This is a genomic window from Pseudomonas sp. AS2.8, assembly GCF_014190935.1.
Taxonomy (GTDB): domain Bacteria; phylum Pseudomonadota; class Gammaproteobacteria; order Pseudomonadales; family Pseudomonadaceae; genus Chryseomonas.
In genome coordinates, this window is sequence record NZ_JACHVV010000001.1 from 1,069,793 (window position 1) to 1,085,108 (window position 15,316).

Sequence of the window (15,316 nt, forward strand, 5' to 3'; positions counted from 1 at the left end):
CGGCGGCCTGGCCCTTATTGCTGGGCGGGGATGGGCTTGAGACCGCTGTCCTCGATCGCCTTGGCGGCGTCCTTCGAGGCCAGATACTGCAGCAGGGCGCGCGCCGCATCCGGGTGCGTGCTCTTGCTGACCACGGCGCCGGAATAGAGGGTCATCTTCTGCGCCTGGTCGGGGATCAGGCCGACGATGTCGATGCCCTGCACCGGCTTCAACTCGCTCAGCTGCTGGAAGCCCAGCTGCGCGTCACCCCGGGCGACGACTTCGCCCACCGGCTCGGCGGGGATCATGCGCGCCTTGGCCTTGAAGGCATCGCTCAGCTGCATGCTCGGAAAGAGGATGTGCGCCAGGTAGACGCCGCTGGCGCTGTCGGAATAGGCCACCGACTGGGCGCTTTCCAGGCTCTGCTTGAAGGCCTCCATGGTGGAGATGTCCGGCTTGGGCGCGCCCTTGCGCACCGCCAGGGCGATGAAGGACTGGCCCAGGTCGACGCGGCTGTCCTTGAGCGCCTGGCCGTTGGCGACCAGCTTGTCCAGCGCCGAACCCACCATCAGCACCACGTCGGCCGGCTCGTTGCGGGCCAGGCGCTGGGGGATGGCCTGGGGCGTGTCGCCCATGGACGGCGCGGCGGCGATGTCCAGTTTCACGCCGGTGGCCTTTTCGTAGGCCGGGGCGACTTCGCGGATGGCGCCCATGATGCCGCCCGAACTCAGCACCGTGAGGGTGGTGACGGGTTGCGCGGCCAGCAGCGGCGTGGAGGCCAGCAGCAGGGCGCCGAGGGCGAGGGTGGGCAGACGTCGAAACATGGTGAAGACTCCAGGGTGAAAAGACCGACGATAGACCGCGGGCGAGGCGGAAGCGCGTTAGTCCGAATGAAGAAAAATTTAATTTACCGACCTGGGCGTTTTCCCTAGGGTGTCCGGTCCGCCAGACCGGGCGCCAGATCCAGAGGCCATCATGACCCAGGCTTTGGTCATCGAAGACGACGAGGTGACCGCCCACGCCATCGCCAGCGAATTGCAGGCGCAAGACTATCAGGTACGCTGGGAGCGCACCGGCCGCGACGGCCTGGCCGCGGCCATCGCCGGTGGCCACGACATCATTACCCTCGACCGCATGCTGCCGGACTTCGACGGCCTGACCATCGTCAGCACCCTGCGCGGCCTCGGCATCGCCACCCCGGTGCTGATGCTCAGCGCGCTGTCCGATGTCGACGAGCGCGTCCGTGGCCTGAGATGCGGCGGTGACGACTACCTGACCAAGCCCTTTTCCCTGGTGGAGATGATGGCGCGGCTGGAGGCGCTGCTCAGGCGGCCGGCGGCCCAGTCCGCCAGTCACCAATTGCGGGTGGGCGAGCTGACCCTGGACCTGATCGAGAACACCCTGACCCGCGCCGGCGAGGCCATCGCCCTGCTGCCCACCGAGTTCAAGATCCTCACCTACCTGATGCGCAACGCCGGGCAACTGGTCACTCGCACCATGCTCTTCGAGCAGGTCTGGGGCTATCACTTCGATCCGGGCACCAACATCATCGACGTGCACATGGGGCGGCTCAGACGCAAGATCGAACGGGCGGGACGGCCGCTGGTGCATACCGTTCGCGGAGCCGGCTATGTCCTCGTCGTCCCGGACTAGGCGCTGGCGCTCGGGCAGCAGCCGCCTGCTGGCGCTCTATGCGCTGCTCTTCGTGGCCTGGGGCGCGGTCTTCACCGGGGTGCTCTACTGGCAGATCTCCGGCTACCTGGGCGCCGTGGCGGAGCGCACCCTGCTGCAGCGGGCGCACTACTACGGCAAGGTGGCCGACGCCGACCTGCTGGGCGAGTTGCAGGCCAGCGAGGTCTATTCCATGCCCGGCATCGACGCCTACGGCCTGTTCGAGGCCGATGGTCGCCCTATCGCCGGCAACCTGGTCAAGCTGCTGCGCAACCTGCCGGACGACGGCCAGGTGCACTACCTGCAGCGTGGCCTCAGGACCACCGACGCCCTGGACGAGACGCGCAGCAGCCATGCCTTTCTGCAGCGCCGCGCCGACGGCCGCATCCTGGTGCTGGCCCGCGATGGCGGCTCCATCTCGGCGGTGGGCGGCATCATCGGCCAGGCGCTGTTCTGGGGCCTGTCGCTGACGCTGATCCCCGGGCTGGTCGGCTGGCACCTGCTGCGGCGACGACCGCTGCGGCGCGTCGAGCGACTGCAACGCAGCCTGGAACGGATCGTCGCCGGTCACCTGGAAGAACGCCTGCCGCTGTCGCCGCGGCACGACGAGCTGGACATGCTGGCCGATGCGGTCAATACCACCCTGGCGCAGCTGGAGCGCTCGATGCACGAGGTGAAGGGCGTCTGCGACGGCATCGCCCATGACCTGCGCACCCCGCTGACCCGGCTGCGCGCGCGCCTGCACCAGCTGCAGCAGTTGCCGCTGGCCGAACCCCAGGCCGACAGCCTCGGCGAGGCGCTGGCCGAGACCGAAGCCATCATGTCGCGCTTCCAGGGGCTTCTGCGCATCTCCGAGCTGGAGGACACTCGGCGGCGTATGGCCTTCGCGCCCCTGGACCTGGCGGCGCTGCTGCGCCAGGCCCATGACTTCTACGAACCCCTGGCCCAGGAAAAGGCTCAGACCCTGAGCCTGGAACTGGGCGAGGATCTACCGGAGGTGCAGGGTGACGCCGAGTTGCTGTTCGAGGCGCTGGTCAATCTGCTCGACAACGCCCTCAAGTTCGCCTCCGAGGGCGGCCGGGTGCGCCTGGTGGCGCGCGCGGTCGGCCTGACGGTGCGCATCGAGGTGGTCGACGACGGCCCCGGCATTCCCGAGGCCGAGCGCGAGAGTGTGTTGCGCCGGCTCTATCGCGGCGATGCCAGTCGCCAGCAACCGGGCTATGGCCTGGGCCTGTCGCTGGTGGCGGCCATCGTCCGCCTGCATGGCTTCAGCCTGAGCATCGAGGCGGCCGAGCTGGCGGGCGCCCGGGTGGTCATCACCAGCGCCGGCTGAAGGGCGCCTTCCTAAATTTTTTTTCACTTTGCTTCATTTGAGCCCGGGGCAGGGCGCTCCCAGGATGGCGGGCCCTTGCCGCCACACCGGATCTGCCGCTCGTGAAACACCCCTTGCTACTGGGCTTCGCCGCCCTGGGTCTCGCCTGGCTCGGCCAGGTCGAGGCCGCGCCCGCCGCTGCACCCGCCGCCACCGTGCTGATTCCTTCGCCGCCCCAGCTCTCGGCCAAGGCCTGGGTGCTGATGGATGCCACCACCGGCCAGGTGATCGCCGAAGAGAATGCCCACGAGCACCTGCCGCCGGCCAGCCTGACCAAGCTGATGACCGTCTATGTGGCGACCCGCGACATCCAGGCCGGCCAGCTCAAGGCCGATGACCCGGTCACCGTCAGCGAACACGCCTGGCGCACCGAAGGCTCGCGGATGTTTCTCGATCCGCGCAGCCAGGTGTCGGTGCACGATCTCCTGCAGGGCATCGTCATCGACTCGGGCAACGATGCCAGCGTGGCCCTGGCCGAGCACATCGCCGGCAGCAACGAGAGCTTCGCCAGTCTGATGAACGCCACGGCGCAGCGCCTCGGCCTGCACGACAGTCACTTCATGAATCCCACCGGGCTGCCCGACCCCGAGCACTTTTCCTCGCCCTACGACATGGCGCTGCTAGCCCGCGCCATCATCCAGGACGAGTCGGCCTACTATGAGCTCTATGCCAAAAAGCATTTCACCTGGAACGGCATCCGCCAGCCCAATCGTAACCTGCTGCTGTGGCGTGATCACACCGTGGACGGCCTCAAGACCGGGCATACCGAGGCGGCCGGCTACTGCATGGTCACCTCGGCGCTGCGCGACGGACGCCGGCTGATCACCGCGGTGTTCGGCTCCAATTCCATCAACAACCGCGCGGCGGACACCCAGAAGCTGCTGACCTACGGCTATCGCTTCTTCGACAACCTGAGCCTCGACAAGGCCGGCGTCGCCCTGGGCACCCCGGCGATCTGGGAGGGCAAGCAGGCGACCTTGCCGGTGGGCGTGACCGAGGACGTGGTGCTGACCCGCCCCAAGGGCCAGCAACCGCCCGAGCGCCGCCTGGTACTGAACGAGCCGCTGGTGGCGCCCATCGCGCAGGGCGCGGTGGTCGGCCGCCTGGAGCTGGTGGAGGGCGACCGCCTCCTGCAGACCCGCCCGCTGGTGGCCCTGGAGGCCGTGGAGCAGGGCGGCTGGTGGTCGCGCTGGCCCGAGCACCTCTACCGGCTGGTGCTGCACTGGTTCGGCCGGGTCTGATCCGCGTGGGCGGACTCAGGCCGCCTGCTGCAGGTGCTCGCGCAGAAAGGCGTTCATCCGCTCCAGGGTCCAGCGCACGCCTGGCAGCGCCCCGAGCATCTCGATGAAGCCATGGATCATGCCCGGCAGCTCGTGATACTCCACGGCGTTGCCGGCGCCGATCAGCGCCTGGGCATAGAGGCGGGCGTCATCGCGCAGGGCGTCGCATTCGGCGCCAAAGATCAGCGCCGGCGGCAGGTCGGCGTGGGAGGCGGCATGGAGCGGCGAGACGCGCGGATCGCGGGTGTCCACGTCCTGGAGATACATCCCGGAGAAGTAATCCATCATCGGCCGGGTCAGCGGCGGGACCTCGGCGTTCTCGATGCGCGAGGGGTGATTCCAGGCCTCGGGCGTGTTGTCGACGCCGGGGTAGATCAGCACCTGGGCCTTGAGCCTGAGCGGTCCTTCGCGCAGGTGCAGCGCGGCCATGGCCGCCAGGCCGCCGCCGGCGCTGTCGCCGGCCACGGCGACGCGATCGAGATCGAGGTGGAGAGCACTGCCGGCCTCGGCCAGCCAGTGCAGGGCGGCCAGCACATCGTCGGGGCTCGCCGGTGCCGGATGTTCGGGGGCGAGGGCATAGTGCACCGCCAGCACCGCATAGCCGGTACCCAGGGCGATCTGCCGGCAGAGCGAGTCATGGCTGTCCAGGTCGCCGATCACCCAGCCACCGCCGTGCAGATAGACCACCAGCGGGCGGGGTTGATCGTCTTCCGCATAGGGGCGATAGAGGCGCAGCGGGATGGGGCCGAGCGGACCGGGAGCGCTGAGCTCGTCCACCCGCGCTACCGCTGCCGGCGGCAGGCCGAGGGCGCGATTCAGCTGCACATAGGCGGCGCGCGCCTGCGCCGGGGTGAGGCTGTCCAGCGGCGGCTGCGGGTGGGCGGCCAGCTGCGCCAGCAGGCCGGCAACCTCGGGAGTGAGGCGCGCGAAGACGTCGGGCATGGGGCTTCTCCTGTGGTCCCGGGCGCCAGGATGGAGGCCGGGTCGCCGCCAGCCTCGCCGGAGCGTTCGGGCGGGTCTATCGATCAGATGAACGATGGCAGCGGGCGTTGGACCGCGGCGCGCGCGCGGCCGTTGCGCGGGCCCGCCCGTAGCAGAGGCCGGCCTATCCTGCATCTGAACGATAGGCGCGCCGCTGCGGTACGGTAGACTCGGACCCAAGCCAGGCCCCGCCAGGGGGCCGGCATCCTACCCAGACAATCAAAACAATGGGGGTAGCATGGATCAGTCAGCCGTCGTTTCCTGCAGTGTGCCCAGCGACGTGGTGGCGCGCTTCAGCCAGGTCGTCCTGGCGCTGCAAGCCCGCCTGCGGGGCGGGGCCATCACCGAATTCCATGCCCAGGCCCTGGAGCAGTTGCAGCGCCTGGTCGCCTTCGACAAGGCCTGGTGGGGCAACTCCGCCTGGCGCGACGGCGTCCCCGTGGCGCACAGCACCTTCCTGCTGGGGCTGCCCGGCAGCTATACCCGCGAATGGGATGCCCTCAAGGCCGACGACCGCGGCCTCGGCGACCTGCATCAGGAGCAGGGCCGCTGCCAGCTGTTCGATTGCCGGAACGAAGCGGCCGCGCCGACCCTGGCCGCCCTGGGGCGGCGGTATGGCCTGGACCACGGCCTGCGCATCGTACTCACCGATGACCAGACCCGCCTGGGCGTGCATCTCACGCTGTTCCGCGACGACCCTGCCACGCCCTTCACCATCCTGGAATGCCAGCTGGTGGAATGGCTGATGCCACACCTGCTGCATGCCGAGCGCGAGAGTTGCCTGCGCACCCTGGCGACCCTTAGGGACAGCCAGGGCAGCTTCGACGAACTGGCCCTGGCGGTGTGCGATCGCTATGGCGTGCTGCTGTCCATGGAGCCTGGCTTCGCCGCCCTGCTGGCCGGGGAGTGGGAGGGCTGGCAGGGCAATCGCCTGCCGACCGCCTGTGATCCCCAGGGCCCCTACCAGGGACGCATCCTGCAACTCGACGCCCAGCCGCTGGGCGACCTGCTGCTGCTCAAGGCGCGCCGGCGCAGTTCGGCGGAACGCCTCAGTGCCCGCGAATTGGAAGTGGCCCAGTGCTTCGCCCTTGGCCAGACCTACAAGGAAGTCGCCCGCAGCCTGGGCATGGCGCCGGCCACGGTACGCCATCACCTGAGGCGCATCTACGAGAAGCTTGGCGTCAACCGCAAGGCGCAGATCGCGCAACAGGTCGCCGCCGCGCCGGACTGATCTCCCCCCTCTGATCCCCACGCCAAGACCGGGCGCCCCGCGCGCCCGGTGAGGCCTCGCTCGCCCGCTCGAAAGCCCTGAGGAATCCCGCCATGCCGTCTATGCCCGGAATGCTGACCCGCGCCGCCGTCCTGTCGCTCGCGGCGCTAGCCGCCACCACCCACGCCACCGAGAAGGGCATGCCGACCACCGCTGCCGGGATGCAGGACTTCGGTGCCGGCTTCATGCCGCCGTCGACGCCCGTCGGCACTTTTGGCCTGCGCTTCAGCGATTACCAGGCGCGGGTGATCAAGGACAGCCATGGCCGGGACGACGGCAACGACTTCAACATCAACGTCCTGGCCATCGGCCTGGCCTATCTGCGCATGACCGACAGGCAGCTGTTCGGCGCGCGCTACGGCTTCGGCGCGGTCTCGGTGTTCTTTCGCATGGATGCCGACCTCGGCATCAACGCCGGTGGGCAGCGGGTGTTCAGCGACAGCGCCGAGCTGTTCCGCCCGGCCGACCTGCAGCTGATCCCGCTGATCCTCGCCTGGGAGCCGGCGCCCGGCGTGGGCATCAACACCCAGCTGTCGATCCAGGCGCCCACTGGCGACTATGACAAGAATCGCCTGGTCAGTCCGGGGACCAACCACTGGACGGTCTCGCCGATCTTCAATGCCAGCTACATCAGCCCGAGCGGGCTGGAGCTCTCGTCCAGCTTCCAGGTCGACATCAATGCGCGCAACTCGGCCACCGACTACCGCAGCGGGGTGGAGTATCGCCACGAGTTCGCCGTCGGCCAGCACGTCGGTCCCTGGACGGCGGGGGTGGGCGGCTACTACTACCGCCAGCTCAGCGACGACGACGCCCCCGGCGTGACCCGCGGCAATCGCGCCCGGACCCTGGCGCTGGGTCCGGCGCTTAGCTTCTTCGACCCCGCCTCGGGATTGCCGGCCATCTGGCTGCACGCCTACAAGGAGTTCGAGACGCGCAACCGGGCGGAGGGCTATACGGTAGCGCTGAAGATCGGCGCCAGCTTCTAGCGGGGCGGGCTAGCCGCCCATCAGCTCCTGCACCCGCGCCGCCAGATTGTCCACGGCGAAGGGCTTGGTGAGGATCTCCATGCCGGGGTCCAGGTGGCCGTTGCCGATGGCGGCGTTCTCGGCATAGCCGGTGATGAACAGGGTCTTCAGCCCCGGGCGGGACTGGCGACCCGCCTCGGCCATCTGCCGGCCGTTCATGCCACCGGGCAGGCCGACGTCGGTGATCAGCAGGTCCAGGTGCACAGCGGACTGCAGGATCTTCAGGCCGGTCAGGCTGTCGGCGGCTTCGATCACCGCGTAGCCGAGGTCTTCGAGGATATCCACCACCAGCATCCGCACAGTCGGTTCGTCGTCGACGATGAGCACCGTCTCGCCCTGGGCGCTGCTGGCCATGTCCAGGCGCGTGGCCAGGTCTTCGTCGGCGGCGGCCTCGCCCAGATAACGCGGCAGATAGATGCACAGGGTGGTGCCCTGGCCGACTTCGGAGTAGAGCCGCACCTGACCGCCCGACTGACGCGCGAAGCCATAGATCATCGACAGGCCCAGGCCGGTGCCCTGGCCGATCGGCTTGGTGGTGAAGAAGGGCTCGAACACCCGGGCCGCCACCTCCGGCGGAATGCCCACCCCGGTATCCGTCACGCACAGCGACAGGTACTGGCCTTCCGGCAAATCCTGGGCACGGGCGGTCTCGCGATCCATCCAGCGATTGGCGGTCTCGATGGTGATGCGACCGCCCTCGGGCATGGCGTCGCGGGCGTTGATGCAGAGATTGAGCAGGGAGTTTTCCAGCTGGCTGGGGTCGACCAGCGCCGACCAGAGACCCGTGGCGCCGACGGTCTCGACCTGGATGCCCGGGCCGACGGTGCGCTGGATGAGTTCGGTGAGGCCATCGATCAGCTGGTTGACGTCCACCGGTCGTGGCGCCAGGGTCTGGCGCCGGGAAAAGGCCAGCAGCCGGTGGGTGAGGGCGGCGGCGCGCTTGGCCGCGCCCTGAGCGGCGACCAGATAGCGATCGAGTTCGCGCAGGCGGCCCTGGGCGATGCGCGTCTCCATCAGTTCCAGCGCCCCGGAGATACCGGCCAGCAGGTTGTTGAAGTCATGGGCGAGGCCGCCGGTGAGCTGGCCGACGGCTTCCATCTTCTGCGACTGGCGCAGCTTTTCCTCGGCCTGCATCAATTCCGCCGAGCGCTCGGCGACGCGGATCTCCAGGGTGTCGTTGAGGGTGCGCAGGGCGGCCAGGGCCTTGTCGCGCTCGGCTTCGATGGCGCGGCGCTCCTCGACATCGATGAGCACCCCGGGAAAGCGCAGCGGGGTGCCGTCGGTGTCCAGCTCCACCCGGCCGTTGGCTTCGATCCAGTAGTAGCGGCCATCGGCGCGCCGCACCCGGTATTGATGCGCGAAGGAGCCGGCCTGGGTGATCGCCACCTCGATGGCCCGGGCGAGGCCCTCCTGGTCATCGGGGTGAACGTTGGTGACCACCTGCGCCAGGCTCAGGCCCTTGCGGCCCAGCTGCGGATCGAGGTCGAAGACCGTGGCGAAGGCTTCGTCCACGGTGAATCTGTCGGTTGGCAGGTCCCAGTGCCAGGTGCCGATGATGGCGCCGGCGGAGAGCGCCAGCTGCACCCGCTCGATGTTTTCCCGGGCCAGGGCCTCGCTGATGCGCAGTCGTTCCTCGGCATTGCGCCGCTCGGTCACGTCGCTGAAGAGGATGGCGATCTGGCGCTCGTCCGGGTCGCCGACCCGCACGGCACGCACGTCGAACCAGCGTTCGAAGGTGTTGGCGTAGTTCTCGAAGGTGGCCGGTTCGCCGGTCTTGGCCACATGGCCATAGGTGTCGAACCAGAACTGCTCCAGGTTGGGCGCGAATTCGGTCACCCACTTGCCGCGCAGATTGACCCCGGCCTGGCGCTCGAACGCTGGGTTGGCTTCCAGGAAGCGGTAGTCGATGGGCTTGTCGTCGGCATCGAACTTGACCTGGACGATGGCGAAGGCCGAGCCGATGGTCTCGATGATGGCGCGAAAGCGCTCCTCGCTCTTGCGCAGGGCGGTTTCGGCCGTCTGCAGCTGACTCATGTCCAGCATGGCGCCGATCATCCGCGTGGGGCGGCCGTAGACATCACGGATCACCCGACCGCGGTCGAACACCAGCGCATAGGAGCCGTCCACACGCAGAAAGCGGTATTCGTCGGTCCAGACCAGGCCGTCGCCATCGATCACCCCATGGATGGAGGCGTCGATTCGCGTGCGGTCGTCCGGATGGATCTGGGCGAGCCACCAGCTGCCGGTAGAGTCCATCGCTTCAGGGGCGTGGCCATAGGCTGCGGTCAAGGCTTCGTTCCAGCGCACCTGGCCGGTGCTGAAGTCCCAATCCCAGATGGCGTCATTGGTGGCTTCGGCCACCAGCCGGTAGCGTTCCTGGGTTTCCTTGAGCGCCAGGCCCGCCAGGTGTTCGACGGTACGATCGCGCAGGATCTTGACGAACCCCAGGGGCTCGCCATCGTCGTCGGTCAGGGCCATCATCTCGCCCGAGGCCCAGAAGCGCTGGCCGTCCTTGCGCAGGTGCCAGCGCTCGTCCAAGGCGCTGCCATCCCGCAAAGCCCTGGCCATCTCGTACGCGGCACGACGGTTGGCCCGGTCTTCAGGAGTAAAGAAGCGCGAGGCATCCTCGCCGATCATCTCCTGGGCGGTCCAGCCCATGACCTGCTCGGCGCCCGGATTCCAGTCCGTGATGAGCCCCTCACGGTCGCAGACCACGATGGCGAACTGGGTGGTGCTTTCCAGCACGGCGCGGCTGCGTGCCTTGCTGGGGCGGCGGGCGGCGTCTTTGTCCGGCAGGGCCTCCTGCAAGGCGGCGCGCAGGCGCAGCACCTCGGCTTCGAGTTCGGCGCGCGTCAGCGTGGCCAGGGGTCCCTCACTCATCTTGCTGGGCATCCTCGGGGGAAGGGATCTTCAGGGTCGTTCGACCGCAAAAAGTCGGAGAGTGTGGCAAGGGCCCGCGAGGGCGAAAAGGCCCTGCCGCTGATCGGCAAACCCAGCGGATCGGTGGCTTGCCAGTGGCCGGGCAAAACCGCTGCATGTGAGCGAAACGGTGCGCTCGTGCGGGCTCCCGGGCTAGACGAGGGCAAGCGCAGCGGCGGCTGGCCGGTAGCCGGGGCCCAGGATCGCGCTATGCCCGCGCGCCTGACCGTCCGACCCGGGGGACGAACGGTCAGCAACCGGAACCCGGTCGCTGCCCGGGCTCTCTACGGTTGCACGCGGCGGACCCGGCAAGGGCCCGCGCCCGTCCCCAGACCGCTCAAGGAGCACCCCGCGCATGGCCACGGAATCCTCTCCCGCAACCGCTACGCTCAAACGCGCCATCACCCTGCCCATGCTGCTGTTCTTCATTCTCGGCGACGTGCTCGGCGCCGGCGTCTACGCCCTGGCCGGGACCATCGCCGGGCGGGTCGGTGGGGCCATCTGGGCGCCCTTGCTGATCGCCTTGCTGTTCGCCCTGCTGACCGCCGCCTCCTATGCCGAACTGGTCACCAAGTACCCCAGAGCGGGTGGCGCGGCAGTGTTTGCCGAGCGGGCCTTCGGCCGACCCTGGCTGTCCTTTCTGGTGGGCTTCTCGATGCTGGCCGCCGGGGTCACCAGTGCCGCGGGCCTGGCGGTGGCCTTTGCCGGTGGCTATCTGCAGGCCCTGGTGCCCTGGCCGGCCAGTTGGGTCTGCCTGGCTTTCCTGGTGCTCATCGGCCTGCTCAACGCCCGGGGCATCAAGGAATCGCTGTCGGTCAATCTGGTGATGACCCTGGTCGAGTTGTCGGGCCTGGTGATCGTCATCGCCGCAGCCGCCTGGTTCGTCGCCCAGGGGCAGGGCGAGCCGGCGCGACTGCTGGAGGTGGATGCGCCCTCGGCGACCGTGGCCATTCTCAGCGCCTCGCTGCTGGCCTTCTATTCCTTCGTCGGCTTCGAGACCTCGGCCAATCTGGCCGAAGAGGTGCGTGACGTCAGCCGCGTCTATCCGCGGGCGCTCTTCGGCGCCCTGGTCATCGCCGGTATCGTCTACATGCTGGTGGGCGCTGGCGCCGCCCTGGTGCTGCCGGTCGACCAGCTCAAGGCCTCGAGTGCGCCGCTGATGGACGTGCTCGGCGCCTCGGGGCTGGGCGTACCGACCCGGCTGTTCGCCGTCATTGCGCTGATCGCGGTGGCCAACGGCGCGCTACTGACCATGATCATGGCCAGCCGCCTGGCCTATGGCATGGCCCGCCAGGGCCTGCTGCCACCGGTGCTCGGCCGGGTGCTGCCGCGCCGTCAGACCCCCGGGATCGCCATCCTCGCCACTACCGCGGTGGCCATCGCCCTGACCTATACCAGCACCCTGGATGTGCTGGCCGAAACCGTGGTGCTGCTGCTCCTGGTGGTGTTCATCAGCACCAATTTGGCGGTGCTGGTGCTCAAGCGCGACCGGGTCGAGCACGCGCACTTCCGGGTGCACTGGCTCTTTCCGGTGCTGGCGCTGGGTTCCTGTGCCCTGCTGCTGACCCAGCAGGGCGCCGCGACCTGGTGGCGCGCCGGCCTGATGCTACTGGTCGGGGTGGCGCTCTATGGGCTGACGCGACTGGCCGGTGCGCGCCGGGTCACCGCCTAGGCGCCCACCAGGGCATAGAGGGTCTGCATGTCGGCCGGCTTGGTCAGATGATGATCGAAGCCGGCCGCCAGGGCCTCAGCCTTGTCCTGGGCCTGGCCCCAGCCGGTCATGGCGATCAGCCTGACCGCCTGGCCGGCCGGGGTCGCGCGGATCGCCCGGGCCAGCTGGTGACCGGTCAGGCCCGGCATGCCGATGTCGGAGATGACGATGTCGGGGTCATAGCTCTGGAACAGCGTCAGGGCCGCCTGGCCGTCGTAGACGACGCGCACCTCGTGGCCGTCCAGCTCCAGCAATTCGGCGATGGTGTCGGCGATGTCGGGGTTGTCGTCCGCCACCAGGATCCGCCGCGTGGCGGGCAGCGCCGTCGCCGCTGCGGCGGGTTCCGCCACGGCCGCCGGGGGCGCCACGGTCAGCGGCAGGCTCACGGTGAAGCGGCTGCCCTGACCCAGGCCGGCGCTGGTCGCGGTGATGTCGCCACCCTGCAGCCGCGCCAGTTCGCGGGACAGCGCCAGGCCGATACCCAGGCCCGGTGAGCGTTCCGCCAGGCGGGGATCGATCTGACCGAACATCTGGAACAGGTCGGTCAGGCGTTCGGGGGCGATGCCGATGCCGTTGTCGGCGATCTCCACCCGCACCTCGTCGGCGCCCGCCTGCACGGCGAGGGTGATCCGACCGCCTGCCGGGGTGTAGCGGGCGGCGTTGCCCAGCAGGTTGATGAAGATCTGCTCCAGGCGCAGCGTATCGGCGTACAGCCAGAGCGGCGCCTCGGGCAGTTGCAGCGCGAAGCTCTGGCCCTTGTCCTGCATTGGCGCCTGGGCCGCGTCGGCGGCCGCCTGGAGCACCGTCTGCAGGGTTACGAATGCGGTGTGCAGGGTGATGCGGCCAAAGGTGATGCGCGAGATGTCCAGCAGGTCGTTGAGCAGGGCGCCCATGCGCTCCACCTGCCGCTCGATGGTCTGGCAACTGCGCTGCTGCTGTTCGAGCGAGGCCTGGGGCGCGGCGATCAGCGCCGCCGCGTTGCGGATGGGCGCCAGGGGATTGCGCAGTTCATGGGCCAGTACGGCAAGGAATTCGTCCTTTTGCCGGTCGTTGTCGCGCAGTTGCTGCTCCTGGCGCTTGCGCTCGCTGATGTCGAGAAACCAGACCGCCATGTTGCCGTCGAAGGGCGTGGCGCTGATCTGCAGCCAGCAACTGGCGCCGCTGGCATCAGGGCCCTGCGCTTCGACGGACCAGGCCGCCTCGCCGGCCTGGTGCTCCGTGCAGAGCTGCAGGATTCGCGCACTGGCCCAGGGCAGGCGGGCGCTCGCGGCGCTGCTGTCGAGGCCCAGGGTGGTGGCGCCTATGGGGTTGAGATAGTCCCAGCTGAAAGTGCCCGTGGCAGCGGGCACGGCGATACCGAAGGACACCTGGGAGCTTTCCAAGGCCACCCGCAGCCGGCGTTGCGAACGCAGGGCGGCTTCCTGGATGCGCGCGCGGTCGATCACCAGCACCGCCTTGGAGGCGCACAGGTCGGCCAGGCGCTGCTGGCGCGGCGTGGGCTCGCGGGCCTCCGGTAGGTGGACGGTGATGGCGCCCAGGGTGCCGTGCAGGGTACTGCGCAGGGGCACGGCATGCAGGGCGGCGAAGCCCAGGTGCTGGCCCAGTGCACCCAGGGCGGCGAATTCGGGTGCGCTCGCCAGCGCCGGCACTACCACCCGGGTGTCGCTGCGCACGGCGGCGGCACAGGCGCTCTCCGCCAGTGGCAGAGCGGCCAGCTGAGCCTGATCCTCGGCCGAGAAACCGGCCGCGAAATACAGCTGCGGTGGCTTGCCGTCTTCCAGCAGCGAGACGCAGCCCTGGGACGTCTGGTGGAAGCGACAGAGAACCTCGAGGATCTCCTGCAACTGCTGCGGCAGCGAGGGCAACTGCAGCAGGCGGTGATTGAGTCGCTGCAGGACCTCCAAGTCGGCGACCTGCAGGTGCAGCTGGTCCTGGCTCAGTTGCAGGCTGCGCAGGTAGTCGTCGCGTTCCTCTTCGATCAGCCTGCGGGCGTCGGCAGCGGCCAGCAGGGCTTCGCCGACCTGGCGGATCTCCAGCACGTCGCTGTCCGGCAGCACCGGCGGCAGGCGCTGCCCCAGGGCCTGGGCGGCCTCCTGCAGCGCCTGCACCGGCCGGCTGATCCGCCGCGACAGCAGCAGCGCCATCGCCCAGGCGAAGGCCACCGACAGCGCCAGGCCGCCGCCATAGAGGGCGAAGGAGCGGGTAGCCGCCGTCGATACCTCCGCGTTGGGGATGGCCGTGGTCACCGTCCAGCCGGAGTCGGGCAGCCGCACGAAGGCCGTGTAGACGTCATGGCCTTCGCGGGTCCGGGCGAGGCCGACGCCCTCGTCACCGGGCTGCGCCAGCAGCCTGGCCAGGCCCGGCGTGGCGCCCTGGCCAAGGGTCTCGTCGTGCAGGGTGGTGCGGGCAATACGCAGACCCTGGCGATCGAACACTGAACCGACCCAGTTCTTGGGCAGGGTGCGGGTCATGCGGGCGACGCGGATGCTCTCCGGGGTCATCACGGCGGTCAGCACGAAGTCCAGCTGGCCGTGGCGCTGCACGGGCACCCGCACCGGAAAGGCCAGTTGGCCGGAGGGCCCCTTGCCCAGCTGGCCAATCACCGGGCGGCGCAGGGCGACCACCTCGGCGAAGCTGTCCGGCTCGGCCAGCGGACCCGCGGGCTGCCGGTGGTGCGTAGATATGCGCCGGACGACCTGGCCATCCGGCGTGGCCAGCAGCACCGTGCGCCAGCCCGGCACCAGCGGCAGGACCCGCTCGACCAGGGTGGCGAAGCCCTCCAGGTCGCCCGCCGCCAGCAGCGGCGACTCGGCCAGGGCCTGGAGGATGGTCACCGAACGGCGCAATTCGCTTTCGATGGTGGTGGCCGCCTGGCGACTGGACTCCAGCGCACGCTGTTCGGCTTCGTGCTGCTGGTGATGAACGAGCAGCCAAAGCCCCAGCCCGGCCACCAGCGCCAGGGGCACGATCCCGGCGAAGGCGATGGCCAGCAGGCGGTTGCGCAGGGGGACCAGATGCGCAGGGCGAAGCTTCGTCGGCGACATAGGCATTTCAATGGCGGAAAAGGCTCATTCTAGCCTGAGTTCGAGTGGCCTTTTGCCAGGGCTG

At 69.1% G+C, this 15,316-nt stretch carries 10 protein-coding genes; 6 read left to right on the forward strand and 4 right to left on the reverse strand.

The window, feature by feature from the left end; translation table 11 throughout:
• Window positions 1–14: 14 nt before the first annotated feature.
• Window positions 15–803 (reverse strand): extracellular solute-binding protein, encoded by a 789-nt coding sequence (locus tag FHR73_RS04850; RefSeq protein ID WP_183629816.1) that lies wholly within the window; start codon window positions 801–803, stop codon window positions 15–17.
• 151 nt (window positions 804–954) lie between these two features.
• Here FHR73_RS04850 and FHR73_RS04855 point away from each other — a divergent pair, with 151 nt between their 5' ends.
• The 3 genes from FHR73_RS04855 (at window position 955) to FHR73_RS04865 (ending at window position 4,263) form a co-directional block, all read left to right on the forward strand.
• On the forward strand, window positions 955–1,632 hold the full coding sequence (locus tag FHR73_RS04855; protein WP_183629817.1) for a response regulator transcription factor: 678 nt from the start codon (window positions 955–957) through the stop codon (window positions 1,630–1,632).
• Window positions 1,610–2,983, forward strand: a complete 1,374-nt coding sequence (locus FHR73_RS04860; RefSeq protein WP_183629818.1) for a HAMP domain-containing sensor histidine kinase — start codon at window positions 1,610–1,612, stop codon at window positions 2,981–2,983. Before FHR73_RS04855 ends, FHR73_RS04860 begins: the two co-directional genes overlap by 23 nt.
• Window positions 2,984–3,096: 113 nt before the next feature.
• The gene (locus tag FHR73_RS04865) at window positions 3,097–4,263 is read left to right on the forward strand and encodes a D-alanyl-D-alanine carboxypeptidase family protein (RefSeq protein WP_183630195.1); all 1,167 of its coding nucleotides are present in this window, start codon (window positions 3,097–3,099) and stop codon (window positions 4,261–4,263) included.
• A gap of 15 nt (window positions 4,264–4,278) precedes the next feature.
• Here the strand turns inward: FHR73_RS04865 and FHR73_RS04870 are convergent, their stop codons facing one another.
• The gene (locus tag FHR73_RS04870) at window positions 4,279–5,244 is read right to left on the reverse strand and encodes an alpha/beta hydrolase (protein ID WP_183629819.1); all 966 of its coding nucleotides are present in this window, start codon (window positions 5,242–5,244) and stop codon (window positions 4,279–4,281) included.
• Window positions 5,245–5,521: 277 nt separating this feature from the next.
• Between FHR73_RS04870 and FHR73_RS04875 the strand changes: the two genes are divergently transcribed.
• Together FHR73_RS04875 and FHR73_RS04880 are read left to right on the forward strand one after the other, a co-directional pair.
• Window positions 5,522–6,514 (forward strand): helix-turn-helix transcriptional regulator, encoded by a 993-nt coding sequence (locus FHR73_RS04875; RefSeq protein WP_183629820.1) that lies wholly within the window; start codon window positions 5,522–5,524, stop codon window positions 6,512–6,514.
• Between the two features lie 110 nt (window positions 6,515–6,624).
• Entirely contained in the window at window positions 6,625–7,539 is a 915-nt protein-coding gene (locus FHR73_RS04880) for a transporter (RefSeq protein ID WP_183630196.1), read from the forward strand.
• A gap of 9 nt (window positions 7,540–7,548) precedes the next feature.
• Here the strand turns inward: FHR73_RS04880 and FHR73_RS04885 are convergent, their stop codons facing one another.
• Window positions 7,549–10,458, reverse strand: a complete 2,910-nt coding sequence (locus tag FHR73_RS04885) for a PAS domain-containing protein (RefSeq protein ID WP_260175594.1) — start codon at window positions 10,456–10,458, stop codon at window positions 7,549–7,551.
• Between the two features lie 394 nt (window positions 10,459–10,852).
• Here FHR73_RS04885 and FHR73_RS04890 point away from each other — a divergent pair, with 394 nt between their 5' ends.
• Complete coding sequence (locus FHR73_RS04890) at window positions 10,853–12,169, forward strand: APC family permease (protein ID WP_183629821.1); 1,317 nt, start codon at window positions 10,853–10,855, stop codon at window positions 12,167–12,169.
• Here the strand turns inward: FHR73_RS04890 and FHR73_RS04895 are convergent.
• Window positions 12,166–15,252 (reverse strand): ATP-binding protein, encoded by a 3,087-nt coding sequence (locus tag FHR73_RS04895; protein ID WP_183629822.1) that lies wholly within the window; start codon window positions 15,250–15,252, stop codon window positions 12,166–12,168. The two genes, FHR73_RS04890 and FHR73_RS04895, sit on opposite strands and share 4 nt — an antisense overlap.
• Between the last annotated feature and the right edge of the window lie 64 nt (window positions 15,253–15,316).